The following is a 25,688-nucleotide window of genomic DNA, read 5'->3' on the forward strand; positions in this document are numbered from 1 at the left end:
CGGTGGAGTTCATGTACCACGTTGATGTACCGCCAGGGATGTCTTAATAGGACGTTCGCCTGTCAATTGGCGGCGATAAGACATCAAATCTGCGCTAATTGTCAGGTTTTTGTCTGCGCCGGGCAGTTTTTCAGGTAGCGTCAAGAAGTCTGTGTAAATCCGCATGTAGGAATCAGGGGAGATCCTCATCATTGCGAGTCTTCGTGTTTTTTAAGTCTCTTCGTTGAATATTCCGAACAGGCACCTTGCTGTCTTGTACGTTACCAAGGTAAATATATCCATCCCTCACGTCTTACAGCCTGAGTGGGAGGGGTGAATGGCCTTTGGCCAGAGGGGAGGAGCGAAGCGGCTTCCCCTGTGCAGAGCCTGTGGAGCTTGTGGGCAACCCTATTCTTGGGTTGTCCATCAAATCCACAGGCTTTATTTCGTTTCCTCAGTACCGTACCTTTCAGCAAACATCTCACGGAGGCGCTTCTGGGTACCTGTATCCGCAAATCCCCGCAAGGCGCGTTTCGACCATTTCTCGTTATAGCCTGTTGCGAACAGATACACGATCTTCTCAGCCGCCTCAAGGTTCGCGATGCTATTCATTGGCTTGACTCTCTTGCGGATTTCCTTAATTGTCCGCTCGATCGCGTTAGTCGTATAGATAGCATACCGTATCGCTGCAGGGTACTTATAGAAGACCAGGAGGTTGTCCAAGTCCTCTCGCCACGACTGCACCTCACGTGGGTACTTCGCGTTCCACTTGCTCTCGAATTGCCTGAAGCATCCTAGCGCTTCCTCGTAGGTCTCACTGGAATATACGCCCTTCAAATCCGCAAGAACCGTTGCCTTGTCCTTGGCTCGGACTTTCACAATGATGTTGCGTAATTTGTGAACAACACAGCGTTGGAAATCGGCCTTCGGGTAGACGGATAAGAAGGCTTCCTGCAGTCCGGTCAACCCATCTGCTACACCAATCAGGATTTCCTCAAGCCCACGCGCACGCAGATCATTGAAAATCTCTCGGCAAGATGTAGCGCTCTCCGTGCCACCCACATAGTAGCCAAGGATTTCTCGGTGTCCATCCTCATCAATTCCCATCACGACATAGATGGATTCGTTGTCCACGGTATCCCGCTTGAGCGCCACATACATCCCATCCATGTACACGACAGAGTACCGTCGTTTTAAGGGGCGCTTGCGCCAAGCATCTACATCCTGTAATACGATATTCGTGATGTTGCTAATGGTGGTCGGCGAGTATTGAACACCAAGCATCCGTTCAATGAATTGCCCCACCTCACGCGTACTCATACCGCCCTTGTACATTGCGATGATGGTTTCTTCCAACCAAGCATCTCGCCGACTATACGGCTCAAATATGCTGGTTTGAAACTCACCTTCCCGGTCTCGAGGAACATGTAAATCCTCAATCCGCCCAAACCGTGTATCCAGCGTCCTCGTGTAATATCCGTTGCGACTGTTCTTCAATTCCGGATGCTCTACCGTCAGGAAGTTGTGGATCTCCTCACGCATAATGAGCTCCAAACGCTCTTGGATGAACTTCGACATTTCCATTTCCAGTTGTGCGGCAAGCAACTCTTTGTTAGTCTGATACAAAGTAGGGTCATCTCCTCTGGACTTCAGCAATCTTGAGGATACCCTACTTTTCCTATTTTGTGGACTGCTTACACAAACTATTTTACGCCATCGTTTTTCAGTGGATAGGACATTTTTCGTGCCCTAATTCCGCCAGATAGATGAAAAATCTGAAAATAGGGTATGTTTTTTGCTTTATGTTCTCCGAATTGCAACCGCAACCTGCGCCCCTCGGGATATTGCAGAGACTCTTTTTAGCAGTCGTGCATTCTCTTCGTCGCCTTTCGGACACTGGCTTATCCAACGCTTTTTGGGTATTTACTCCTGCGATTTGCCATACAGTTGCAGGGAAGAACACCTACGGTGCGCGCTTTGCCTACTGTCATTTTTCAGAATATAGGTATATAATTCAAAACAGGGATCCAACCGACCATTAGGTAGGGAGGTGTCATGCTGGGCGCAGCGTACACCGATTTGCTACAGCACTTTCGGTATTTGGTGTAACCTATAATGCATACGTCATTTTGAAAACGCTTCCTCTAAGTTTAATCATGGTCGACACGGCGGTTTTAACTTTGAGAATTGGGGGGATGAAGATGAATCACCCTGCGTGGGAGCACTATCCATCCCAGATCAAGAAGGACATCGAAATTCCTGATTGGTCACTTCCGGACATGTTGAACGAAACGGTGTATCGATTTGGTGCGCAAGATGCCATTTCGTTCTATGGCGTGAAAACGACCTATCTTCGCTTGCAGCAAGCTGTTGCTGCATTCGGTTCGAGTTTGCAACAGCACGGCGTCGTCAAGGGCGACCGAGTGGCTGTGATGTTACCCAATTGCCCACATTATGTCATTGCCTATTATGGGGTACTTGCGGCAGGGGGAATTGTGACGCAAATTAACCCCATGTCGGTGGAACGCGAGATTGAGCACCTTCTTCAGGACTCGGGTGCAACCGTCATTGTCGTGTTGGATGCACTGTATGCGCGTGTCAAATCGATTCAAGCCCGCACGGCTCTTCGGCATATGATCGTCGTCTCCTTGCAACCATCTGATCAAAATACAAGCGAAACGAATTTTGCCCCAGACCAAACGTTTGAAAAGTTCCTCACAGAAGGCAATGCAAGGTCGTTTACCCCTGTTCAGGTAGATCCCGCAAATGATGTCGCGATCCTGCAATATACGGGTGGCACGACAGGGCTGCCGAAAGGTGCGATGCTCACACATTGGAATTTGGTCGCAAACGTGGTGCAAAGCGCCGAGTTCTTTAAGCAGGATTTGGTACCCGGGCAGGAACGCTGTCTTGCTGTGTTGCCGCTCTTTCATGTGTTCGGCATGACCTCTTGTATGAACTTGGGGCTGTATTTAGGCTTGACGTTGATTATGCTCCCGCGGTTTCATCCTGCGGAAGTTCTCGAGACGATTGAGCGTGAACACGTGACGACATTTCCTGGTGTTCCGACTATGTATATCGCTTTGAATCAACACATCCATGAAGCAGGTAACAAGACTACATCGCTGAAAATGTGCAACTGTGGCGGAGCGCCGATGCCTGTGGAATTGTTGCGTCAATTTGAACAGAAGACGGGTGCGCAGATATTGGAGGGCTATGGCTTGTCTGAAACATCGCCTGTCACGCACTGCAACCCCTCCTTTGCAAAGCGAAAACCTGGGAGTATCGGATTGCCTTTCCCATCCACAGAATTCAAAATTGTCGATATTGAGACAGGAACACGAGAAGTGGCAGTGGGTGAACCTGGAGAAATGATTGTGCGTGGTCCGCAAGTGATGAAGGGGTATTGGAATATGCCCGAAGAAACCACCCGCGCGTTGCGGGACGGATGGTTTTATACGGGTGACATCGCCACGATGGATGAGGACGGGTACGCGTACATCGTCGACAGGAAGAAAGATCTCATCATTGCAAGCGGTTACAATATTTATCCTCGTGAAATTGAGGAAGTGTTGTATGGACATCCGGATGTATTGGAGGCCGTTGTCGTCGGCGTAGCGGATGATTATCGAGGGGAAACGGTTCATGCGTATATCGTGCCAAAGCCAGGAAGCACATTGACCGTCGAAGAACTTGCGCAGTATTGCAAGATGAATTTGGCTGCATACAAGGTCCCGAAACATTTTGAGCTGCGCAACGAGTTACCGAAGAGTGCGGTCGGGAAGATTGTTCGTCGGATGTTGCGTGAGGAAAAACAGGCGTAAGTTGCTCGGTTTGCAGATTTCCAACACGAGAGGAGACAACATCATGGCAGACGAGGTTCGTTATACGAAGGAAAATGGCGTGGCGGTTGTGGTGATAGACCACCCACCCCTCAATGTGTTGACTCGGGATATCTTTTTGCAGTTAGATGAAACGTTCCAAGTGCTCGGCAATGACGATGATGTGGTCGTCGTCATTCTCACGACTGCCGGGAATCGTGCGTTCATCGCGGGCGTGGACGTCAAGGAGTTTCCGCGTCTGATGGAACAGCCGAATTTGCGTGCCGAGGTGATGGAAATTCACCGGGTTATGATGCGCATTGAAGACTTTCCGAAACCTACGATCGCAGTACTCGATGGAGCGACTTTAGGCGGAGGGCTTGAGTTGGCATTGGCATTTGATATCCGTATCGCCGAGGAACACGCACAGATTGGACTACCAGAAGTGAAACTGGGCCTCTTTCCGGGCGGTGGCGGCACGCAACGACTATCGAGGCTCGTCGGGGAAGCGAAGGCCAAGGAAATGATGTTTACCGGGGAGCCAGTTGAGGCGGCCGTGGCGGAGCGAATTGGCCTAGTCAATCAAGTCGTTGCAACCGGGGCGGGATTGACGGCTGCCCGGGAGATGGCGGCGAACATCGCTCGGCACTCGAGACAGTCATTGGCAAGAATCAAGCGTGCCGTCGACCTGGGAATGGAGATGCCGCTTGAGCGGGCGATTGAGCACGAGGCAGATTTGTTTGTCGAGGTGTTTCATACGGAAGACGTACGGGAAGGGGTCAACGCGTTTCTCCAACACCGAAAACCAGTATTTCAACATCGCTGATAGATTGCGCCCGGCCGCGCGTCGAGAATCCATGGTCAGGAATCCATTGTTAGGAAGGGGGTGATTGAGACAGGTGAACTTGATGTTTTCGTGATTTTGACTTGACCAAAGCATACAAGTATACACTACAATGAATATACAGATTGTCGTCGTGTGCGAATCGCGTGTGAACGCGTGGCACTTCAGGTGAACGGCGATTGAGAACACTTTGCGATGGAGGCCTGTGAATGATTGGTAGTTTCAATCTCAATGAGGGAAAGAAAACCTTAGGCGAACAGGCGTATGAATCCATTCGCGAGGATATTTTGACAGTTCGTCTCAAACCTGGGCAGACAATTTACGAGTCTGACTTTGCGAAGATGTTGAATATGAGCCGAACGCCGATACGCGAGGCCGTTCATACATTGCTGGTCGAAGGGTTGATTGAGGTTCTGCCGCAGCGAGGTATGAAAATTGCGCTGATATCCGACAAAAAGGTTGAAGAGACGCGCTTTGTGCGTGAAAGTCTGGAGATTAGTGCACTGCAAACGGTGATACGCCATTGGGATGCAGAACAGCGCGATTATCAAATGTTGCGGCGCGAATTGCGTAACAACTTGGATATGCAGTTAAGCGCTGCGGAGCAGAACGACGCTGTCCAGTTTTTGCAGGCGGATGAACAATTTCACCGGCTGTTGTTGGCGGCCAGTGGCAATGAGACACTCATTGCGATTGTCTCTCAGATGCGAGGACATTTGAACCGAGTTCGCGTCTTGTCTTTGCAGGAACTTGCAAACATTCGCTCCCTCATTGCAGAACACGAAGTGTTATTGTCCGCGATTGATGCGGGGGACGAAATGAAAGCAACCACCACGCTGCGCAACCATCTTTCCCGTTTGACGGACGATATTCAGGTGGTCAAAAACAAATACCCGTCTTACTTTACAGAATGATGTATATGCCCTTCGTAAACGAGTGATAGGTGGCTTCGGGACATGTCATCACGCTCAGCCGTGTTCGCGTCGCTTGCGCAATCGTCCCGGAGCGCCGAGGTCTCCGGGACTTTCGATTGTGTCGGTACGTCGTTTTCGTAACCCCAATGTCGCTATCAGCGATGTTCCTGCGTTCCCTCGTGTGTTCCCTGATTTGCTAACTCGATAAACTTGCGGGCGTCGGCTGTGGCGAGATCGACCGCACTTTGCCAGAAGTCAGGGCGAGTGAGATCTACGCCGAGATGTTTCTTCGCCAAATCCTCGACTTGCATGGAGCCAGTGTCGCGCAAAAGTTTTACATACTTGTCGGCAAATGCCGGCCCTTCCTCTTGCGCCCGCGCGTAGATTCCTGTGCTGAATAGATAGCCGAACGTGTATGGAAAGTTGTAGAACGGCGTGCCCGTGATGTAGAAGTGGAGTTTTGACGCCCAGAAATGTGGATGGTAGCTCGCCAAGGCACCGCCGAACGCCTCGGCTTGGGCCTCTTGCATGAGGCGATTCAAATCTTGTGCGTCGAGTAGTCCTTGTTTGCGCGCTTCATAAAATCGCGTCTCGAAGAGGAAACGCGCGTGAATGTTCATGAACATGGCGATGCTCCGGCCGACTTTATCCTCCAGTAGAGAGAGTTGTTCTGTTGGATTGGTGGCCTCTCTTACAGACGCGTCGGAGACAATCATTTCGGCGAACGTGGATGCCGTTTCGGCGACATTCATCGCGTAATTCGTGAGCAGTTGTGGCATCCCACGCATGACTTGCTGGTGGTATGCGTGCCCGAGTTCGTGGGCCAGCGTGGCGACGTTCGACGGCGTGCCGGAGAATGTCACGAAGATGCGAGTCTGGGCGCTTACGGGAAAACTCGTGCAGAAACCACCTGGTCGTTTGCCGGGGCGGTCTTCTGCCTCAATCCAGCGCTTTTCGAAACACATGTTGGCGAATTCGGCCAGGTTGGGGCTGAACTTGTGAAAATGGTGAACGATGAAGTCGCGGGCCTCTTCGTAGGTGTATAGCTTATGTGTGGCGCCAATTGGCGCTTCTACGTCTGACCAGGTGGGGCGTTCGACGCCGAGAAGTTTCGCTTTCGCTTTGAGAAAGTCCACAAACGGCGCCTTGTTGTCGGAAATCACGCCCCACATCGCATCCAGTGTCGCGCTTGACATGCGGTTGATGTCCAAGGGCTCTTTGAGTACGGAGTTCCATCCGCGAGCCTCGTACAGGTTCAGTCGAAAACCAGCTAAGTGGTTGAGGATGCTGGCGAATAGTTCGGATTGTTCCGCAAACGAATCTTCCCACTGTTGGAACAGGCTTTCGCGCAAAGGTCGATTGGCCATTTTTAAACGATTGCTCGCCTGCCCTACCGACAGGAGGTGCGTTTCTTTTCCGTCGTGAAAAGGAATGTGCATGCGACCGATGATGGTGTCGTAGAGGTCGCTCCACGCTGTGTAGCCGTCGACGGACAGCGTCGCCGCCAAAGCCTCTTTATCTGCGGGCATCTTGTCGATGGCGCGGCGTTTGCGCTCCCGGATGACAAATGTCAGCGGTTTGACTTGTGGGGATTCTAGTAACTGATTAAATTGCTCGTCCGGTAAGTTTATCAGGAGCGCGTCTAATTGCGTGAGGGTTTGGTTGAATTTTGCACGCAGTTGATTGAGGCGACCGCCCAAGCGCTTCGCTGCGGCGTCCTTTACATTTTGTGCGTTGAGGCAGGACACAAAGGCTCCAGCTTCGCGGATTTTCGCGGCGATGTCTTGCATCGTCAAGATCGCTTGCGCCAGCGCTGATGTAATCTGTCCGGTGGATTTCGATGTCATCGCAGCAAATGATGCGATGTCTTCCGCCAGGCCATCAAGGTGTTGCAAAAAGGCCGCGGAGGCACTGCCACCTGGGAAAATGCTGTCTAAATCCCAGGTTTGATCTAGATGTGCATCGGTCATGATATCCCCTCCACAGCCATTATAACAACGTTGCAAAAGTGGCGAACACCGTAGCTTGTGGTCGGATTGGGACCTTATTCTATGCATTTTGCTGTAGGTCAAATAAACTAGAGAGGATGGCATTGGGCGTTTGGAGGACGAGTCAATGATGCGTTGCGGTTGGGTCAATGATGATCCGCTTTATATTCACTACCACGATGTCGAGTGGGGGGTACCCGTTTACGATGACACCAAGCTCTTTGAATTTTTAGTTCTCGAGGGGGCGCAGGCGGGTCTCAGTTGGTACACGATTCTCAAGAAACGGGAACACTACCGGGTTGCGTTTGACGGTTTTGACATTCAACGCGTCGCACAGTATGACGAGGATAAGGTTGCGCAATTGCTCTCTGCGGAGTCCGGTATCGTTCGCAATCGGCTGAAAGTGGCATCTGCGATACGGAACGCGAACGCCTTTTTACGAGTTCAGGAGGAGTTTGGAACGTTTGCGGACTACCTCTGGGGGTTCGTCGATGGCAAGCCGTTAATCAATCACTGGGAGAGCCTGAGCCAGGTGCCAACGCGAACGGAATTATCCGATCAAGTGAGTCGAGACTTAAAGCGGCGGGGATTCAATTTTGTCGGGACGACCATTATGTACGCCTATTTACAGGCGGTTGGTATTGTCATGGATCACGTGACAACCTGTTTTCGCTATCGGGAACTGGGCGGGAAGGCAGATTGAAAAATTACTTTTGTGGTGATACTATAAAAAAGTAACAAAAAGGTGGCACGCGAGCGCGCGGATCATCATTCTGGGAGTGTGATATTCATGGCGACACAGAAAGTGACAGACGCGGACTTCTCCACGGCAGTTCAGTCTGATAAGCCTGTTTTGGTGGACTTTTGGGCGACCTGGTGCGGCCCGTGCCGGATGATGGCCCCTGTGCTTGAAGAAATTGCAGACGACTATAGCGACAAGTTGACGGTTGCAAAACTGGATGTCGACGAAAACCCGACGACCACGCAGCAGTTCGGAATCATGAGTATCCCGACCCTGCTACTGTTTAAGAACGGCGAAGTTGTGAAACAGATTGTTGGTTATCGCCCAAAGGCCGAACTGGAAGCCGAATTGGCAGAGGTTCTTGCATAAAGGTTTCTTGTAAAGCGGCTGAATGATAGCGTCTATGCCACTGTCCGACTGGGCAGTGGCTATTTTGCTATACCTTTGCTGTTCCTTAGTATGCGAACAGGCAGTCGCGGTTTTGCCATGACATACTGATGGTGTACCATGGATTCATCGATGTATGGATGGTCTATCGCGCATAGTATCGAGCATAGATACATCCAGGAGATGGCGAGGGATGAAAGGTGCCAGATACACAGAATGGGAACTACGAGATTGCGACATTCGCTGGCGGCTGTTTTTGGTGTATGGTGAAACCGTTTGATCAGTGGCCGGGCATTCTCAAAGTGGTTTCTGGATACACGGGTGGAACGACGGAAAATCCAACCTATGAGGAAGTCTGTTCGGAGACGACAGGCCATTATGAAGCGGTGCAGATTATGTTTGATCCAAGGGTTATCACGTATGACGAACTGCTCGATATTTATTGGCGGCAAATTGATCCGACAGATCCGGGTGGACAGTTCTATGACCGCGGGAGTTCGTATCAGACGGCGATTTTCTATCACAACGAGGCGCAACGCCTCGCGGCAGAGGAATCAAAGCGCAAGCTAGAAGAATCGGGACGTTTTTCGAAACCGATTGTCACGAAAATTTTGGAAGCTAAGCCGTTCTATGTAGCGGAAGATTACCATCAAGACTATTACAAACGCAATGCCTTGCACTATACCCGATATCGGCAGGCGTCCGGACGAGACCGATTTATTGAGCATCATTGGGGTGACTGAGATGTTGTGAGTGGCAGGAGGGAGCGCCCGCCCATAGATTGTAGCATCTTGATTTTGAGGTGGTGCAAGGTGGGCTTTCCTCCACAAAGGCAATCACAACCGGGTATCGAATCCCTCATGGTTCCGCGGCCGATGTTCGACAATCCGAACTATAAGGCGGCGGGTAAATTGCGACATAAAGTCGCCATCATCACAGGCGGGGACAGCGGGATTGGTCGCGCTGTGGCCGTCGCCTTCGCGAAAGAAGGCGCTGACGTGGTGATTTCGTACTTGAATGAGCATGGAGATGCGCAGGAGACCAAACGCGTGGTCACGCACTATGGCGCGCGATGTCTTTTGATTCCTGGCGATATTGGGAATACCGCGCACTGTGTAAACATTGTCAAGATGACGTTAACTTGTTTTGGCCGCATTGATGTACTCGTCAACAACGCAGGGGTGCAGTTTGTCGCCAACAGTCTGCTCGACATTTCGGATGAACAATTGGAATATACGTTTCAAACCAATATGCTCTCCCAATTCAAATTGACCAGGGCTGTTTTGCCCCATCTTCGTTCTGGCAGTGCCATCATCAATACTGCGTCCATCACGGCGTATCGAGGCGAGCCTGATCTCATCGATTACTCGTCGACGAAAGGGGCGGTTGTGTCGTTTACGCGTGCGTTGTCGAGGTCGCTTGCGACGTCAGGCATTCGGGTGAACGCCATTGCGCCGGGACCCATTTGGACGCCGCTCATACCAGCGTCCTTTCCGCCTGAGAAAATTGTGACGTTTGGCGACGATACACCGATGAAACGGGCCGGACAGCCATATGAACTCGCGCCCGCTTATGTGTTTTTGGCGAGCGAGGATTCAGCGTACATGACGGGGCAGACTTTGCATATCAATGGGGGTACCATTGTCAACGGTTAGTGCGCCGCTTGATCCACTGGATAAAGAGCAGTTGACAGAACTGGAAAGTTTGCATAAGGTATATAAAAATTCAGAATCGTCGTTGCTGTGATGGAGAGAGTAGGCTGTGTCCAACCAAACAGAGAGTCGGTGGTGGGTGCGAACCGACGGGCGGGCATGGTTGAAGTTCACTCTGGAGCTGCCGGGTGAAGGTCGAGATGGCTGTGTAGTCCGTGCCGGAGCGCAAGCTTCGTTATCCGAATGAAGATAAAAGGCTTTGAAGCCTTTTATTAGGGTGGTACCGCGAGAAAATCTCGCCCCTATTGGGGCGGGATTTTTTGTCGTTCCGGTACAGGGTTTCGGCACGTAAAACGAAGTTCTGGGGGAATCTGTATGACAGAAAAGTTGTGGAGAGACGGCATCGCAATGTATCGGACGGAGATTGATGAAATTGACAAGCGGGTCGTGGAGGTGCTCGCTTCGCGGTTTGAAGTGGCGAAGAAAGTTGCTGCGTTAAAGCGGGCGTGGAGGAAGCCAGTGTTGCAGCGGGATCGGGCAGTGCAAGTCGAGCGGTCGTACATCGCGATGGGGGAGCGGTATCAATTGAGCGAGCAATTTATGTCTCGCCTCTATCGCCTCATTCATGAGGAGACTTGCCGCATGGAGAGGGAGATGATTCAAGACGAGTGTGCGGGACAAGGGAATTGAGAGACAAAGGCGCCACGATTCTCATACACAGGAATCGTGGCGTTCGTCACTTATTTGTGCTCTGCTTGTTTGTTGATGCGCGTGCTCAGGTCGGGGATTAACCAGTAGATGAGCAACCCTGCGATGGTGGCGTAGGCGATGCCATTATTGGCGTACCCGACGCCGATGATGAAGATTACCGACACGATGATCAGATTTTTCATGTTTCCAAGGTTTACCTTTTCCTCAATCAAGTGGCGAATGCCCATTGCAGCAATCATGCCGTATAGGAGAATGCCGATGCCCCCCATGACGGCGGTTGGAATGGATTGAATCAGCCCGCCGAATTTACCAAGTAAGCCAAGGATGATGGCGATGATGGCTGCCCCTTGGATGATGCGGCTGGAAAATTGTCGTGTCATGGCCAGCACACCGAGATTCTCTGCGTACGTGGTTTGTGCTGGGCCGCCGAGAAAGGCGGAAACGAAGGTGGCGACGCCATTGCCCAAGAGAATCGACGAAAAGCCAGGGCTTTTGATGACGTCTTTTTGAGTGATTTCCGTGAGCACGAACATGTGGCCCAAATCTTCGACAAATGTGACCAGTGCGATGGGGGCCATCGCTAGAATGACGGACCAACTGAAGGACGGGGCGGTAAAGTGTGGAAGCTGTACCCAAGGCGTGTGGCGGACGCTGCTGAAATCGACCAGGCCGCGGAGGATGGCGTACACGTAGCCAATCACGATGCCGAATAAAATCGGGATAAGTCGAAGCTGTTTTGGACCCACAAGCGACGCGAGAATTCCTGCTAAGAGACTGACGATGGCCACATCCCAGTGGGTGGAGGCTTCCGACTGGATAGCAGTTTGCGCGAGCGACAATCCGATAATGGCGACGACGGGTCCCACTACCACTGGTGGAATCGCTTTGCGCACGCGCGCCACGCCGATACCTGCGATAATCAGTGACAGGATACCGTAGACGATGGAAACGCTAATCAGTCCTGTGACGGCTTGTCCCGGCGTATGGTGCTTGCCGACGAACAAGGTGAGTGGCGCGATAAAGGCGAATGACGAACCTAAGTAGGTGGGAACTTTGCCGCGGGTGATGAGGTGAAAGATAATGGTGCCGACGCCGCTGGCGATGAGGGTTGAGCCGGGATCGAGTCCGGTTAAAAGAGGGACAAGCACAGTCGCGCCGAACATGGCGAAAACGTGCTGAAAGGATAGCGGTACTGCGCGTAGAAACGACCTCAAGAGATAGCCTCCTTGTTACATATACTCGAAAATTGACGAACACCGTCCAATAGTATATCCATCGACGGCCCTTCTGGCGATAAAAAATTCGGCGAGCACAGACATAGGCGTTGGTTTAGGCGAGGATATGGCAGCGCCTGGCGTGGTATGATGGCGTGAGAACGACCGTTTGTCTGGCAGCGAGCGGACCCAGCGGTCGTGCAGTAGAAGCTGGCATACGGTTAGATTGAAGTTTGGGACGGATGACAATGAATATCGTATCTGCAGAGCGAATCGAGAAGCGCTACGGTGAAAAAGTGTTGCTAAGTGGCGTCTCGTTTGGGATTGAAGACACAGATAGAATTGGGCTCATCGGCGTCAATGGAACGGGGAAGTCGACGTTGCTGAAGATGATAGCGGGCGTCGACGTACCAGACTCGGGAACGATTGTATTCAGTGGTGGGGCGCGTGTTCACTTCCTGCCGCAAGAACCGCAGTTCGATCCGGAATCGACGATACTCGAGCAGGTCTACCACGGCGATTTGCCGGTCATGCGGCTTTTACGCGACTACGAAGATGCCGTGCGTGATGCATTGCAGAATCCTCAGTCGCAACGGGCGCAGGAAAAACTGATTCGCCTGCAGGCCCAGATGGATGCAGCGGACGCGTGGAGTTTGGAACACGAGGCGAAGGCGATTCTGACACAGCTGGGTGTGACCGATGTCTACCGGAAAGTCGGAGAACTCTCCGGCGGATGGCGCAAGCGTGTGGCCATGGCGCGGGCGTTAATTCAACCATCCGATTTGCTCGTGCTCGACGAACCGACAAACCACATTGACAACGAGACGGTGGCCTGGTTAGAAAATTACCTGCAGCGGCGCAAAGGCGCATTGTTCATGGTTACGCATGATCGCTATTTCTTAGATAGGGTAGTCAATCGTATATTTGAACTTCATCAGGGCCGCATCTACACGTATCCGGGTAACTATGAGTCGTTCTTAGAGGGCAAGTTGGTTCGAGAAGAGGCACAGCGTGCATCCGAGGAAAAACGACAAAACTTTTTGCGCAATGAGATTGAGTGGATTCGCAAGGGGCCACGTGCTCGGGGAACAAAACAAAAGGCTCGTACACAGCGTTATTATGAAGTGCTAGAAACGACTCCTGAGGCGAATCAGGAAGCGGTCGAAATTTCGGCGGCTGCCAGTCGGTTGGGAAAATCCGTGATCGAGTTGGACCATGTCAGCAAGTCGTACGGAGGAAGACCCATCATTCAGGATTTCAGCTACATTGTTCAGCGTGACGACCGCATTGGTATCGTTGGGCCGAATGGCGTCGGCAAATCGACTTTGTTGAAGCTTTTGGCCGGCATAGAGCAGCCGGACGCAGGGGAGGTACGCACCGGATCGACCGTGAAAATTGGCTACTTTGCGCAGGAACACAATTTAGTGGGCAAGGATGCGCGGGTCATTGACGTGATCCGAGAAGAGGCCGAGTATGTGGAGACAGCGGATGGGGAACGCATCCGCGCGTCGCAGATGCTCGAACGGTTCTTGTTTCCGGCGAGTCTTCAGTGGAACCCTGTCGCGAAGTTATCCGGTGGCGAACGCCGGCGGCTTGCCCTTTTAAAGACGCTCATGTCTGCACCGAATGTGTTGTTGCTGGATGAGCCGACAAATGATCTCGACATTCCTACCCTGTCCGTGCTGGAATCGTACCTGGATGATTTTCCTGGAGCGGTCATTGCTGTATCCCACGATAGGTATTTTCTCGACCGGGTGGCGAACAAGGTGTTCGCATTCGGAGATACGGGGGGCATTGACGTTCAATTTGGCAATTATACGGATTACATCGAGCGCGTGAATGCGCAGGGGCAAAGTGATGTGGAGTCACTCGCGAAAGCTGCTCGGCCGACTGAAGCGACATCGCACGAGCGCCGGCGCAACGTCGTGAAATTTACGTTCAAAGAGCAGAAGGAATACGAAGAGATAGACGGTTGGATTGAAGAGACTGAACAGGCGCTTGCCGAGGTGGAGAAGCAGATGCAAATTCACGCGGCTGATCACGTCAAGTTGGCGGAACTGTTTGAGCAGCAATCCGCACTTCAAGAAAAACTCGATAACTTGTTGGAGCGCTGGACGTATCTCAATGAGTTGGCAGAGGAAATCGAACGCAGTAAGCGTCAATAACAGGGTGATGGCGTTTCGCCTGTCAGAGTAACATATTCTTACGATGAGAGGCTGGAGGTGGTTCTGTGGAACAAAACGGAAAACTGAAAAGGCGGTTATCGCTGTCGGATCTGATTTTTATCGGCTTTGGGGCTATCTTCGGATCCGGTTGGTTATTTGCTTCAAGTACGGTCGCATCGGATGCAGGCCCAGCAGGTTGGATTTCGTGGCTGATTGGCGGAATTGCCGTGATTCTACTGGGGATCGTGTATGCCGAACTGGGCGGAGCGATTCCGCGGGCCGGTGGAATTGTTCGCTACCCGGTCTACTCGCATGGCCCCTTGCTCGGATATTTGATGGGATTTGCGACGCTGATTGCCTATTCCAGTTTGTGCAGCATTGAAGTGGAGGCAGCACGTCAGTACGCGGCATCTTGGTGGCCGGCGCTATCGAGTTCGGGCGGACAATCGCCGAGTTTGCTTGGCTGGATTTTGCAGGTCGCACTCCTGTTCGTCTTTTTTCTTTTAAATTATTGGAGCGTCGGTACATTCGCAAAAGTCAATACCGTCATGACGATTCTCAAGTTTGTCGTACCTTCGCTAACGATTATTGTCCTGCTGATTCACTTAAAAAGTGGCAATTTCACTGTACATGGGTTCGCGCCATTTGGTTTTTCCGGCATTGAAACCGCCATTTCAACCGGCGGTGTCATGTTTGCCTATCTTGGATTACAGCCTATCGTATCGGTCGCGAGTGAGGCGAAGCGCCCGCAGCGAACCGTCCCTTTGGCACTCATTTTGTCTGTCATCTTGTCGGCCGTGGTCTATATTTTGCTGCAAGTATCCTTTATCGGCGCGATTCCAACGGCAAAACTCGCCGGTGGGTGGACGGGTATCAGTCAGGCATTTAGCTTGCCTTTTCGCGATCTCGCCGTCATACTTGGCATCGGCTGGTTGGCAATCCTGATTGTCTTGGACGCGATTGTGTCCCCGAGCGGATCAGCCAACATTTTTATGAATTCTACGTCACGTATTGTGTTTGGCTGGGCGAAAAACGGGACATTGTTCAAGTTGTTTGGTAGAATCGACAAAAGGACTGGCATTCCACGGCCCGCCTTGTGGCTGTCGTTCGTCCTTTCAATCTTTTGGACGCTACCGTTCCCGTCCTGGGGAACGCTTATCGGGGTGGTCTCGGACGCCCTCGTGCTGACTTACGCACTCGCACCGATTTCCGCGTATGCGTTTCGGCGAAATGCACCGGAGTTGGCGCGTCCATTTTACTTGAAAGGCATGCACGTCATTGGGCCTATTGCGTTCATCATCGCCAGTTTGATTGTCTACTGGACGGGGTGGACAGTGGATTCGTGGCTACTCGGCTCACAGTTGGTGATGTTTGTCATCTACGTGATAGCGTATAAGTGGGTTCCGAAGCGCCAAGTCTCGTTTGTGCAGCAGTTGAAATCTTCATGGTGGTTGGTATTTTATTATGCGGCGATTATAATTGTATCGAAACTCGGGGATTTTGGGGGTATCGCCTGGATACCGCGAGTTTGGGACCAAGTGGTTATCGCTGTGATTGCAGTGATCACATATTATTGGGGCGGCCGCACGGGGCTACCCAAAGCGATGCTCGACGAAGATGAGATGGATGAAGGATCGGATACATGACACAAGTGACTTGTGCGTGCATAGAACGACGCTCGAATGATGGGTCTTTCGGGCATATGGGGTGCAACCATGCACCCCCCTCCGGTCATCGTTGCTCCATGTAGTATTCAGTAAGCGACCACGTCGTATTGCGGGCGGGCAAAGAGACCCGTCGTCAATACTTCCTCCTCTAACTGATGACTTCCGTCGGAAATCTCCACTGTGTATCCACTTTACATAGCCGTCATGTGCACCAACAGCCCAACTGGGCAGGAAATTGCATTTTGAGGTATGTCGTGAAGCGAATTGTACAAGTCTAAACCTAGGCGACAACCGAAACGTTAAAGGGGTAAACGTATGGCATTATTTTCAGAACTGAATTTAAGTGAACCAGTCCTTAAAGCACTTGGGAACATGGGGTTCGAGTCGGCAACAGACATTCAATCTCAGGCGATTCCCGTGGCGATGACTGGTCAAGACGTCATTGGTCAGGCGCAGACCGGCACCGGGAAAACGGTGGCATTCTCGATTCCGGTAGTCGAGTTCGTGGATACGAAAAGTGAATCGTTACAGGCGCTTATTCTCACACCGACGCGTGAATTGTGCATTCAGGTGGCTGAGGAAATTATTAAAGTCGGAAGCGTCAAAGGTGTGCGCGTGCTGGCGGTCTATGGTGGGCAGGACATCGGGCGGCAAATTCGCGCGTTGCGCAATCGTCCGCACGTGGTCGTTGCGACGCCGGGGCGGTTGATGGACCATATGAACCGGCGCACTGTGCGCCTGGATGGCGTTCGCGTCGCTGTACTCGACGAGGCAGACGAGATGCTCGATATGGGATTTGTCGAAGATATTGAAACGATTCTCGCCGAGTGTCCAGCAGAACGGCAAACACTTTTGTTTTCGGCTACGATGAAACCAGGGGTTCGCGAGCTGGCGAAAAAGTTCATGCGCGATTTTGTCGTCGTTTCAGCAAAGGCCAGCGAGGTCACGGTCCCAAGTATTGAGCAAGTGTATTATGAGGTGTCCGAAGCACAGAAACTGAATGTGTTGACGCGCCTGCTTGACATTCAAAGCCCTGAACTCGCGATTGTCTTTGGTCGGACGAAACGCCGGGTCGATGAATTGACGAGCGCGTTGCAGACCCGTGGGTACATTGCCGATGGATTGCACGGCGACCTCAGTCAGAAACAGCGCGATAACGTCATGAGCAAGTTTCGCGATGGCGGACTGGATGTGTTGGTGGCGACGGACGTTGCTGCACGTGGGCTCGACGTGTCTGGTGTCACGCACGTCTACAACTTCGATATCCCACAGGACATCGACAGTTATGTGCACCGAATTGGCCGTACGGGGCGCGCGGGAAAGAGCGGCATTGCGGCCACGTTTGTCACACCGCGCGAGATTGACCACTTGCATCACATTGAACGCGTGACGAAGCGGAAAATCACACGCAAGCCATTGCCTACCTACATTGAGGCGAGGGAGAGCAAGCAGCGGGTTGCTATGGAACAATTGCTGGAATCCAGCCAGAATGAAGATCTCGGCGCGTTCCGTCACTTGGCTGAGGAACTGCTGGAGAATCAGGATTCTATCACGGTCGTTTCTGCAGCGATTAAGCTGTTGACCAAGGGCACGCAAGAAGTGCCGATCACGTTGACGGCAGAGCGGCCTGTTCGCATCCGTGGCCAACACAAGAGTGAACGAGGGCGTGATCACCGTGGCCGTGACGGAAGTCGTCATGGTTCTTCCCGCTTTGGCAAGGGCAGCGGTGGCGGACACTACCGCGGCAACCGCGCACGCGGTTAACCCAAATTCACGATGTTCCAATCGAAAACGAGCCGGCCTAAGAAATACTTGGGGCGGCTCGTTTTTTGACCAAAACTTCCCTGCAGTCGCTGGCGTCTGGGCAGGGGAAAACGTGAACATCTTGCGAATTTCCCTCAGGTGATTTGCGAATTGAAGTCCCTAAATTTATGATAGTAGAGTATTGAGTGGCGTCTTGCGTGCAGCATAGAGACGGTACGCATACACCAGGAGAGAGGAGATAGGGCCCTTATGGCAAGGTTGTTCACACCATTTTCTTTGAAGGATTTGACCTTGAAAAATCGCATCGTCATGGCGCCGATGTGTCAATACTCCGTCACTGCAAAAGACGGCGTTCCAAATGAGTGGCACTATGTTCACTATACAAGCCGGGCTATCGGCGGCGTGGGCCTCATCATCATGGAGATGACCGACGTCGAGCCAGACGGCCGCATTACGGATTATGACCTTGGCCTGTGGTCGGATGATCATATTCCAGCTTTTCAACGCATCATCGATTCTGTTCATCAATATGACGCCAAGATTGGGATTCAGATTGCCCATGCAGGCCGCAAGGCTGAAGATGCGCCGGAACCGGTGGCGCCGTCCGCTATCCGCTTCGAAGGCGACAATTACAAGACGCCTCGCGAATTGACGACCGACGAAGTCAAACGAATGGTCGAGAAATTTGCTGCCGCTGCGCGACGGGCAGTGAAGGCCGGCGTCGACACGATTGAAATTCACGGTGCGCACGGCTATCTGGTGCATCAGTTCCAGTCTTCGTTGACCAACCATCGCAAGGACGAGTACGGGGCTGATTTGACCCGGTTTGGCGTCGAAGTTATCGAGGCCATGAAGGCGGAGATGCCGAGCTCGATGCCGCTCTTGTTCCGGCTGTCGGCTGTGGAATACGTGGATGGCGGTTATGACATTGACCACGCTATCGAGCTTTGTCGGGCATATCACCGTGCCGGCGTCGATATGTTCCACGTCAGTTCCGGTGGTGAGGGACCGGCTGGCAAGCGCCGCCCGGGGAATTACCCAGGGTATCAAGTGCCATTCGCGCGAGCCATCAAAGAGCAGTTGGGCGTGCCTGTCATCGCTGTCGGAATGCTCGACAACGCGGCGCTTGCCGAGTCGGTGATTGCGAATGAAGATGCCGATCTCGTCGCTATCGCCCGCGGCTTGCTCAACGACCCGTATTTTCCGCTGCATGCAGCGCAGCAGCTCCGGGTCAAGCCGCTGGCGCCGAAACAGTACGAAATGGCTATCCGCTAAGTCGTCGCGGCGGCATGCGCCTGTTGCGGCAATACGGAGGATAGATACGTGAATGAAATAAAGACCCGCTCATGCCAATCTGTACGCGTGAGCGGGTCTTTATTCATGTAGGCAACAGGCGTCATCCTTACATCCCAGTCGCGCCAATGGGCGCCTTCGACAGGGATGTTTCGACTTGCAGCCAGGCTCTGCCTTGTTTCCACTCGATTGTGACACCAAGGCCGAAGGCTTGCGACAAGTTCTTGTCGGTCAGAACGGTTTGTTTTGGCCCTGTCGCCACGATTTCGCCCTGTGACAAGAGAAGTACATGTGTGATGCCAGGGACAATTTCTTCGGTGTGGTGCGTGACGTACAAAATGGTCGGTCCGTCCGGTTGTGTGGTCGATGCCTGAATTGATTCCAGGAGTACCTCTCTTGCGAGGATGTCCAGGCCGGTGCATGGTTCGTCGAGAATGAAGAGGCCCAGTTGCGACATCCGCGCCCGAGCCAAGAGGACGCGCTGCTTTTCGCCTTGCGACAGCACGCGGAATAGGGAATTTGCCAGATGTTCGGCGTGTACTTCCTCGAGACAGCGCAGTGCCGCTCGCTCGTCGGATACTTTGTCGGTTGGTGACCAGAGTCCAATGGACGCGTATTTGCCGCTTATCACCACTTCTAGTGCGCTGTCCGTCGGTCTGTCGGCCGCAAAGCGGTCGGCCATCGAGGCACTGACCCAGCCAATTTGTTTGCGCAAAGAGGGCAGGTCAGTCTTGCCGAACGTTTGACCCAGCACACACACCATCCCGCGCGTTGGCCATTGGTAGCCGTTGATGATGTTTAATAGAGAGGTTTTACCCGACCCATTGAGTCCAAGAATGGCCCAGTGCTCGCCTTTTTGCACAGACCATTGAACATTCTGAAGAATGGTTTTCTGATTTCTCACCCAGGTGACGTCCCTGCACTCGATCACGCTCACACTACATACCTCTTTTACCTGAAGATTTCAACGATACTTCCATCATACACGAAGTTGCAAGGGAGCAGGTCAGGGGTGTAAGAGGGATTCGATTAAATTGCGCAGTTCTTGCGCAAATTTTTCGTCGTCTTCCTGGGTTCGCGGTCGCGGTCCGCGCATACGAACTTTGCCGCCTCTTCGCAATTTCGCGCTTGCTGCACGCTCATAAAGAAGCTGATCGATATTTTCATTGGTATAAAGCAACCCGCTCGGCGAAATGGCAAACGCCTTGCGGGCGAGTACCAGCGCCGCTAGGCCATAGTCCTGTGTGATGACAATCGTTGGAACACTGGATTCGATTCTGCGGATGATTTTCATATCCGTTGCCTGTGAAGCGGCATCGACTTGGATATGGTGGTCCCCTCGAATTTCGTGGTTGATGGAACTGATCGTGATGACGGGAATGTCATACTTTGCGGCGAGCGCTCTGGTGACTCGAAGGACTTGTCTAGGTGTGGCGTCTGCATCCACGTAAATGACCACCTGAATACCTCCCATCAGGAACAGAAAAAGGGGACAAGGTAAACGCCTTGCCCCTGTCACGGTATCAGTTTATCATAAAAATGGAAGCTGAGTTATGCCTGTTTGCTTGCTTGAATTTCGACGTTGAGTTTGACTTGGTCAGAAATCAGCACGCCACCGGTCTCCAGTGCTGCGTTGTAGGTGAGGCCGAAGTCCTTTCGGCTGATGGTTGCCGTCGCTTCAAAGCCAGCGACTGTTGCACCCCATGGGTTTTTACCCGTGCCGTTGTACACCACATGGAACGTTACGGGCTTGGTCACGCCGCGGATGGTGACATCGCCGGTCATGTCGTATTCTTGGTCTGCAGTTTTTTTGATGTCGGTCGCTTTAAACGTGATGGTGGGATGGTTCTCGACGTCGAAGAAGTCGGCCCCTTTTAAATGATTGTCGCGGTCTTCGTTACGCGTATCGACGCTCGCGGCGTCAATCGTGAATTCGATATCGGCGGTGCTGAGATCATCGGGGTCTGCGGCAACTGTGGCGTCAAACTTTTTAAAGGAACCGCGAACCGTGGTAAACATCATATGCTTTGCGCTGAAACCGATTTCAGAGTGGGCAGGGTCTACGGCCCAAGTACTTTTTGCCATGTGCTGTACCTCCCGAAATGATGGTCTTCATGTACTTCCGGCGTATCACGAACGACAACTGTCCGGAATTTTTATAATCTAATTATTTATCAGCAATTATTTTTTGTTAAGTACGTACACTCAAGTGCCTTAGTATCCTCGGGAATACTAAAGTGATGCGGGAGCGATTGATGTGGATGAAACCGCGCAACACTGCTTCGTGAACTCTACTTTGGATATCATCAGTGGCAAGTGGAAGATGATGATTCTCTTCCAGTTGATGGACGGCACACTGCGTTTTAATGAATTAAAGAAGCGGATTCCTGGCATCACGCAACGCGTGTTGACGAAACAGTTACGGGAATTGGAACAAGAGGATATCGTCGAACGGCGTGTGTATCCAGAAATTCCGCCGCGCGTGGAGTATTCCATCAGTGATTACGGAAGGACGTTGCAACCCATCCTCACGTTGATGCACGAGTGGGGCGCTCTGCATCTCAAGCGTCAGCACAGTTTGGAACTGAATCAACATACCGAGGTCAGAGAATTCGGGCACGACGGCGCGATGTGAAAAGAAGTCCGTCTGCGCGGTGTGTGATGTCTCGGCCGCTGGCAGCGCTATGGCGCGAGCAGGCAGGTTCGCTTGCAATCCAGTCGCTGCCGTTAGTCGATAGGAAGATGGAGAACATCAAGGCTGGTCAATGCGTTTCTCCCTTGCGACAGTCCTGACATATGCCGTGCAACAGAATTTCTGGGCTGTCGAGCTGGAACGCTGTCTTGCTGGCGATTTCATCCAGCCAATGGGTAGGTAAGTCCATTTCCGCTTCGGCCACTTTTCCACAAATATCGCAAATGACGTGAAGGTGCTCTTCGGTTCGCGCGTCGTAACGACTGACGGCGTTGCCGAGCTTCAGTTCACGAATTAAGCCCATATCTACGAGATAGCGCAGGGAATTGTATACTGTGCCGTACGCGAAATGATGGCCTTCAGACCGCAGCCGCTCCATCACATCACTCGCTGTTGGGTGGTCCGTGGTGTCGCGAACCAATTCGTAAATGACTTTTCGCTGCGTCGTCCAGTTAATTTTTTGGTTCACGGAATTCACCCCCTCCAAAAGCTTCTTCAAGTATCTAACCGTATCTCACGGATTCGGTCAATGTTTCTATCTTGTCAGTGTGTTCATTTCATGATAAATTATATATCAGAATTTGAACTAAGTCTAATACTAAGTAGTGGCGACGATGTCTGATAAGCCTTTGACGACACAATCTGGTGCCCCCGTCCTCGATAATCAAAATTCAAAGACGGCTGGAGCCCGTGGCCCTGTTTTGCTGGAAGATGTTCATCTGTTGGAAAAACTCGCGCACTTTAATCGCGAGCGCGTACCGGAACGCGTCGTTCATGCGAAAGGTACAGGGGCTTATGGCTACTTTGAAGTGACACATCCGGTCGCCCAATACACCAAGGCGAAATTTTTGTCTGAGGTCGGGAAGCGCACGGAAGTGTTTGTACGTTTCTCGACCGTTGCGGGGGAACGGGGAGCCGCGGATACCGACCGCGACCCTCGAGGATTTGCAGTCAAGTTTTACACGGAAGATGGCAATTATGACATCGTCGGCAATAATACACCGGTATTTTTCATTCGGGATCCATTGAAGTTCCCAGATTTTATCCACACGCAGAAGCGCAATCCTGCGACGAACCTCAAGGACCCGAACGCAGTCTGGGATTTCTGGTCGCTGTCGCCGGAGAGTTTGCATCAAGTGACGATTCTGTTTTCCGACCGGGGTACGCCAAAAACGCTGCGGAACATGCATGGATTTGGCAGTCACACGTTCCAGTGGGTAAACGACAAAGGCGAGGCGGTCTGGGTCAAATATCACTTCCGGACGGAACAGGGAATTGAGAACTTTACCCGTGAAGAGGCCGTTCGCGTTGCGGGTGAAGACCCTGATTACCATACGCGCGACCTTTCTTGTGCGATTGAGCGGGGGGGACTATCCGACATGGACGCTCTATGTTCAAATCATGCCACTCGAGGATGCACAGACCTATAAATTTGATCCATTCGATGTGACAAAGGTCTGGCACTACGAGGATTACCCGCTGATTCCCGTGGGTCGCATGGTACTGAATCGCAACCCGGAGAACTATTTTGCAGAGGTTGAGCAAGTGGCGATGTCCCCTGCCAACATTGTCCCTGGCATCGGCTTTTCGCCGGACAAAATGCTGCAAGGGCGACTCTTTGCCTACGCGGACGCGCATCGTTACCGGATTGGCACGAATTATAACCTACTGCCCGTGAACCGCCCCCATGCGACGACGGCGCAAAACTATCAACGCGATGGCGCGATGCGTTTTGATAACAATGGCGGTGGCAGCGTGAATTACGAGCCGAATAGCTTCCACGGTCCCACGCAATCCGAACCTGCGAAGGGGTATCTCTTACCTGTCTCGGGCGTCGCGGCGGAACACGCGTATCCGAGCGATGACCATTACACGCAGGCGGGCGACTTGTATCGTTTGTTGTCATCGGAGGACAAGGCGCACTTGATTGACAACATCGTGCATGCGATGCAGGGGGTCGAGGAGTCGATTCAACGCCGACAAATTGAGCATTTCACCAAAGCAGATCCGGACTATGGCGCACGCGTCGCAGCTGGTCTTGGTCTCTCGACGAACGTGAATTCGTAATTCGGATAGCTCACCGACGACGGCTTATGTCGCGGCGCGCTACAAGTAGCGGCTTTTCCTCGTGCATCTCGCGCGCTAGGAAAAGCCGTTTTTGTTGGTGCACACGAGGTGAAATGAGTTGGCGTGGTCAGATAGAGTGTCCGGGGAAGTGCGCTTCGTGATAGAATACATAGCTGTGTGACCGTTTCTCGATGCAGAGACATATCACGGAAACGAACATGAGGTGAATCGGACTAGTGTCGACAACGGAAAAAGACATCGCTGGACAAACGCAAATTGGCGCCTCAGGTTTGGTGGACGAGGCAACGAATGAACAGGTAGCGCAATCGGAAGCGGTAACGGACGAAAAAGAGCAAACGGCTCGCTTGCGGCTTGAGGACAAAGTTTTGCGGTACTTTCAAAACAAAGAGATAGCCAAAGAGCGCAACGAAGAGAATAAGTTGTTATTGGAAGAAATTGAAGAACTATTCGCTGGAAATGAAGAAGAAGAGATTACGATTTCCTTGCCGAGCGGCGAAATCGCTGTGTTGTCCCCGCAGTTTCGGGAGCGCGAAGTGCTGGACAAAGATGCACTGGCCGAGGAGTTGCAGGTCGCAAAAGACGACCTGAAAACACCGTTCGATTTTTGTATGTTCACATCCCAGGGGAAATTGACGCCAGCCATGGTGACGAAGTATACGTCGGTCGAGCGCGAAGTGAAATTGCGCATTTCGAAGCGCAAGCGAAATACCAAGCGCAGGAAACGAAAGGGACAGTCCGCCGACGAGCCACAAGATTAACCCGCTTCGGCGGGTATTTTTATGCAAATTTATAATATACCACAGCTAGTTCAATAAAATTTCAAGTGATATCGTCTACAATACACATCGTGAAAGGTGGACTAGAGATGGGTCGAACTCCGAATTTTTTTATTGCTGGAGCGGCGAAGTCGGGGACAACTTCCCTATTTCACTATGTGAGGCAGCATCCGGACGTCTTTATGAGTCGGGTGAAGGAGCCGCACTATTTTTGTGTACCCGATTTTCCGGAACGGTTTGAAGGCCCTGGTGACCAGGGGTTTAACGACAACACCATGCGTACACTTGAGGATTATATGGCGTTGTTCGACGGCGTCGAGAACGAACGCGTCGTCGGCGAGGCGTCGGTGTACTATTTAACGTTTCCGCAGGTGGCGACGCGCATTCATAAATTCAACCCGGATGCCAAAATTGTTTTTATTTTGCGCAATCCGGTAGAGCGTGCGTACTCCGCGTACATGCACACTGTGCGAGACGGGCGGGAGACGTTGTCGTTTGAAGAGGCACTTGAGCAAGAAGCCGCTCGTAAGGAACAAAACTATCAGCCACTTTGGTGGTATAAAGAAGCCGGTTTATACGCGAAGTCAATCGAGACGTATATGAGCGTATTCAGCCGTGACCAGTTGAAAATTTTCTTGTACGAGGACTTAGCTGACGCAGAACGGGTCGTCCGCGAGTTGTTGTCGTTCCTACACCTTCGGGACGATGTACACATCGATACGTCGATCCGGCACAACCAGTCGGGTAAGCCGAAATCTCGGGCAATGTACGAGTTCTTTGCGAAGCCGAACGCTGTCAAAGAAGTGATTAAGCCGTTTTTGCCGAAGGACTTCCGGCAAAAGTTAGGGCAACGCGCGAAGAACATGACGCTCGTGAAGGACAAACCGTCGCCGAAGACGGAGAAGATGCTCGCCCGCTATTTCCGGGATGACGTGCTCAATCTTCAGGACCTGCTTCATCGCGATTTGAGCGGGTGGTTGTCATGACGATA

22 protein-coding genes, 1 pseudogene and 1 other annotated feature are annotated in these 25,688 nt (G+C 52.1%); of the genes and pseudogenes, 16 read left to right on the top strand and 7 right to left on the bottom strand.

Annotation, left to right across the window (positions count from 1 at the left end; all coding sequences use genetic code 11):
• Positions 1-420: 420 nt before the first annotated feature.
• Positions 421-1,605 (bottom strand): IS256 family transposase, encoded by a 1,185-nt coding sequence (locus tag K1I37_RS06700; RefSeq protein WP_272496358.1) that lies wholly within the window; start codon positions 1,603-1,605, stop codon positions 421-423.
• A gap of 575 nt (positions 1,606-2,180) precedes the next feature.
• Between K1I37_RS06700 and K1I37_RS06705 the strand changes: the two genes are divergently transcribed.
• The 3 genes from K1I37_RS06705 (at position 2,181) to K1I37_RS06715 (ending at position 5,558) form a co-directional block, all read left to right on the top strand.
• The gene (locus K1I37_RS06705) at positions 2,181-3,803 is read left to right on the top strand and encodes a long-chain-fatty-acid--CoA ligase (protein ID WP_021297508.1); all 1,623 of its coding nucleotides are present in this window, start codon (positions 2,181-2,183) and stop codon (positions 3,801-3,803) included.
• A 43-nt stretch (positions 3,804-3,846) separates the two neighbouring features.
• The gene (locus tag K1I37_RS06710) at positions 3,847-4,626 is read left to right on the top strand and encodes an enoyl-CoA hydratase (protein WP_021297509.1); all 780 of its coding nucleotides are present in this window, start codon (positions 3,847-3,849) and stop codon (positions 4,624-4,626) included.
• Between the two features lie 227 nt (positions 4,627-4,853).
• Positions 4,854-5,558 (top strand): GntR family transcriptional regulator, encoded by a 705-nt coding sequence (locus K1I37_RS06715; protein WP_021297510.1) that lies wholly within the window; start codon positions 4,854-4,856, stop codon positions 5,556-5,558.
• Positions 5,559-5,713: 155 nt separating this feature from the next.
• Here K1I37_RS06715 and K1I37_RS06720 read toward each other — a convergent pair whose 3' ends face one another.
• On the bottom strand, positions 5,714-7,528 hold the full coding sequence (locus tag K1I37_RS06720; RefSeq protein ID WP_021297511.1) for a M3 family oligoendopeptidase: 1,815 nt from the start codon (positions 7,526-7,528) through the stop codon (positions 5,714-5,716).
• 145 nt (positions 7,529-7,673) lie between these two features.
• Between K1I37_RS06720 and K1I37_RS06725 the strand changes: the two genes are divergently transcribed.
• The 5 genes from K1I37_RS06725 to K1I37_RS06745 all read left to right on the top strand — a co-directional run bounded on the left by K1I37_RS06725 (position 7,674) and on the right by K1I37_RS06745 (position 11,017).
• Positions 7,674-8,249 carry a DNA-3-methyladenine glycosylase I gene (locus K1I37_RS06725; RefSeq protein WP_021297512.1) on the top strand — a complete coding sequence of 192 codons (576 nt, stop codon included), beginning with the start codon at positions 7,674-7,676 and terminating at the stop codon, positions 8,247-8,249.
• Positions 8,250-8,336: 87 nt separating this feature from the next.
• On the top strand, positions 8,337-8,657 hold the full coding sequence (gene trxA / locus K1I37_RS06730; RefSeq protein WP_021297513.1) for a thioredoxin: 321 nt from the start codon (positions 8,337-8,339) through the stop codon (positions 8,655-8,657).
• 218 nt (positions 8,658-8,875) lie between these two features.
• Positions 8,876-9,418 (top strand): peptide-methionine (S)-S-oxide reductase MsrA, encoded by a 543-nt coding sequence (msrA, locus tag K1I37_RS06735; protein ID WP_021297514.1) that lies wholly within the window; start codon positions 8,876-8,878, stop codon positions 9,416-9,418.
• Positions 9,419-9,487: 69 nt separating this feature from the next.
• Complete coding sequence (locus K1I37_RS06740) at positions 9,488-10,330, top strand: SDR family oxidoreductase (RefSeq protein ID WP_021297515.1); 843 nt, start codon at positions 9,488-9,490, stop codon at positions 10,328-10,330.
• 78 nt (positions 10,331-10,408) lie between these two features.
• Positions 10,409-10,634 (top strand) — a binding site (T-box leader).
• A 68-nt stretch (positions 10,635-10,702) separates the two neighbouring features.
• Positions 10,703-11,017 carry a chorismate mutase gene (locus tag K1I37_RS06745; protein ID WP_021297516.1) on the top strand — a complete coding sequence of 105 codons (315 nt, stop codon included), beginning with the start codon at positions 10,703-10,705 and terminating at the stop codon, positions 11,015-11,017.
• 50 nt (positions 11,018-11,067) lie between these two features.
• On the opposite strand, the gene K1I37_RS06750 is transcribed toward K1I37_RS06745, so the two are convergent.
• Entirely contained in the window at positions 11,068-12,252 is a 1,185-nt protein-coding gene (locus K1I37_RS06750) for a solute carrier family 23 protein (protein WP_021297517.1), read from the bottom strand.
• A gap of 248 nt (positions 12,253-12,500) precedes the next feature.
• Between K1I37_RS06750 and K1I37_RS06755 the strand changes: the two genes are divergently transcribed.
• The 4 genes from K1I37_RS06755 to K1I37_RS06770 all read left to right on the top strand — a co-directional run bounded on the left by K1I37_RS06755 (position 12,501) and on the right by K1I37_RS06770 (position 19,123).
• Complete coding sequence (locus tag K1I37_RS06755; RefSeq protein ID WP_031218996.1) at positions 12,501-14,417, top strand: ABC-F family ATP-binding cassette domain-containing protein; 1,917 nt, start codon at positions 12,501-12,503, stop codon at positions 14,415-14,417.
• Between the two features lie 65 nt (positions 14,418-14,482).
• Positions 14,483-16,063 (top strand): APC family permease, encoded by a 1,581-nt coding sequence (locus K1I37_RS06760; RefSeq protein ID WP_021297519.1) that lies wholly within the window; start codon positions 14,483-14,485, stop codon positions 16,061-16,063.
• A gap of 336 nt (positions 16,064-16,399) precedes the next feature.
• Positions 16,400-17,848, top strand: coding sequence for a degradosome RNA helicase CshA (locus tag K1I37_RS06765; protein ID WP_021297521.1), 1,449 nt, complete (start codon positions 16,400-16,402; stop codon positions 17,846-17,848).
• A 249-nt stretch (positions 17,849-18,097) separates the two neighbouring features.
• The gene (locus K1I37_RS06770; protein ID WP_021297522.1) at positions 18,098-19,123 is read left to right on the top strand and encodes an NADH:flavin oxidoreductase/NADH oxidase; all 1,026 of its coding nucleotides are present in this window, start codon (positions 18,098-18,100) and stop codon (positions 19,121-19,123) included.
• 127 nt (positions 19,124-19,250) lie between these two features.
• On the opposite strand, the gene K1I37_RS06775 is transcribed toward K1I37_RS06770, so the two are convergent.
• From K1I37_RS06775 to K1I37_RS06785, 3 genes are all read right to left on the bottom strand, one after another.
• A complete protein-coding gene (locus K1I37_RS06775; protein WP_021297524.1) occupies positions 19,251-20,078 on the bottom strand; it encodes an ABC transporter ATP-binding protein in 828 nt (275 codons plus the stop codon).
• Positions 20,079-20,147: 69 nt separating this feature from the next.
• Positions 20,148-20,600 carry a YaiI/YqxD family protein gene (locus K1I37_RS06780; protein WP_021297525.1) on the bottom strand — a complete coding sequence of 151 codons (453 nt, stop codon included), beginning with the start codon at positions 20,598-20,600 and terminating at the stop codon, positions 20,148-20,150.
• A 92-nt stretch (positions 20,601-20,692) separates the two neighbouring features.
• Complete coding sequence (locus tag K1I37_RS06785; RefSeq protein WP_021297526.1) at positions 20,693-21,226, bottom strand: YceI family protein; 534 nt, start codon at positions 21,224-21,226, stop codon at positions 20,693-20,695.
• Between the two features lie 172 nt (positions 21,227-21,398).
• Between K1I37_RS06785 and K1I37_RS06790 the strand changes: the two genes are divergently transcribed.
• Positions 21,399-21,776 (top strand): winged helix-turn-helix transcriptional regulator, encoded by a 378-nt coding sequence (locus tag K1I37_RS06790; RefSeq protein WP_021297527.1) that lies wholly within the window; start codon positions 21,399-21,401, stop codon positions 21,774-21,776.
• A 127-nt stretch (positions 21,777-21,903) separates the two neighbouring features.
• Here the strand turns inward: K1I37_RS06790 and K1I37_RS06795 are convergent, their stop codons facing one another.
• Positions 21,904-22,302, bottom strand: a complete 399-nt coding sequence (locus K1I37_RS06795) for a Fur family transcriptional regulator (protein ID WP_021297528.1) — start codon at positions 22,300-22,302, stop codon at positions 21,904-21,906.
• 145 nt (positions 22,303-22,447) lie between these two features.
• On the opposite strand from K1I37_RS06795, the pseudogene K1I37_RS06800 reads away from it, so the two are divergent.
• The 3 genes and pseudogenes from K1I37_RS06800 to K1I37_RS06810 all read left to right on the top strand — a co-directional run bounded on the left by K1I37_RS06800 (position 22,448) and on the right by K1I37_RS06810 (position 25,683).
• Positions 22,448-23,900 (top strand): annotated as a pseudogene (locus K1I37_RS06800) (catalase).
• Between the two features lie 236 nt (positions 23,901-24,136).
• Positions 24,137-24,679, top strand: coding sequence for a hypothetical protein (locus K1I37_RS06805; RefSeq protein ID WP_021297531.1), 543 nt, complete (start codon positions 24,137-24,139; stop codon positions 24,677-24,679).
• A 107-nt stretch (positions 24,680-24,786) separates the two neighbouring features.
• Positions 24,787-25,683 carry a sulfotransferase family protein gene (locus tag K1I37_RS06810; protein WP_021297532.1) on the top strand — a complete coding sequence of 299 codons (897 nt, stop codon included), beginning with the start codon at positions 24,787-24,789 and terminating at the stop codon, positions 25,681-25,683.
• Positions 25,684-25,688 lie beyond the last annotated feature (5 nt).

Source organism: Alicyclobacillus acidoterrestris (assembly GCF_022674245.1).
GTDB classification, from domain to species: domain Bacteria; phylum Bacillota; class Bacilli; order Alicyclobacillales; family Alicyclobacillaceae; genus Alicyclobacillus; species Alicyclobacillus acidoterrestris.

Coding starts and splice junctions, on each gene's coding strand:
- K1I37_RS06725 (WP_021297512.1), top strand. CDS start 7,674: ATGATGCGTTGCGGTTGGGTCAATGATGATCCGCTTTATATTCACTAC.
- K1I37_RS06810 (WP_021297532.1), top strand. CDS start 24,787: ATGGGTCGAACTCCGAATTTTTTTATTGCTGGAGCGGCGAAGTCGGGG.
- K1I37_RS06745 (WP_021297516.1), top strand. CDS start 10,703: ATGACAGAAAAGTTGTGGAGAGACGGCATCGCAATGTATCGGACGGAG.
- K1I37_RS06710 (WP_021297509.1), top strand. CDS start 3,847: ATGGCAGACGAGGTTCGTTATACGAAGGAAAATGGCGTGGCGGTTGTG.
- K1I37_RS06770 (WP_021297522.1), top strand. CDS start 18,098: ATGGCAAGGTTGTTCACACCATTTTCTTTGAAGGATTTGACCTTGAAA.
- K1I37_RS06785 (WP_021297526.1), bottom strand. CDS start 21,226: ATGGCAAAAAGTACTTGGGCCGTAGACCCTGCCCACTCTGAAATCGGT.
- K1I37_RS06705 (WP_021297508.1), top strand. CDS start 2,181: ATGAATCACCCTGCGTGGGAGCACTATCCATCCCAGATCAAGAAGGAC.
- K1I37_RS06765 (WP_021297521.1), top strand. CDS start 16,400: ATGGCATTATTTTCAGAACTGAATTTAAGTGAACCAGTCCTTAAAGCA.
- trxA (WP_021297513.1), top strand. CDS start 8,337: ATGGCGACACAGAAAGTGACAGACGCGGACTTCTCCACGGCAGTTCAG.
- K1I37_RS06755 (WP_031218996.1), top strand. CDS start 12,501: ATGAATATCGTATCTGCAGAGCGAATCGAGAAGCGCTACGGTGAAAAA.
- K1I37_RS06715 (WP_021297510.1), top strand. CDS start 4,854: ATGATTGGTAGTTTCAATCTCAATGAGGGAAAGAAAACCTTAGGCGAA.
- K1I37_RS06720 (WP_021297511.1), bottom strand. CDS start 7,528: ATGACCGATGCACATCTAGATCAAACCTGGGATTTAGACAGCATTTTC.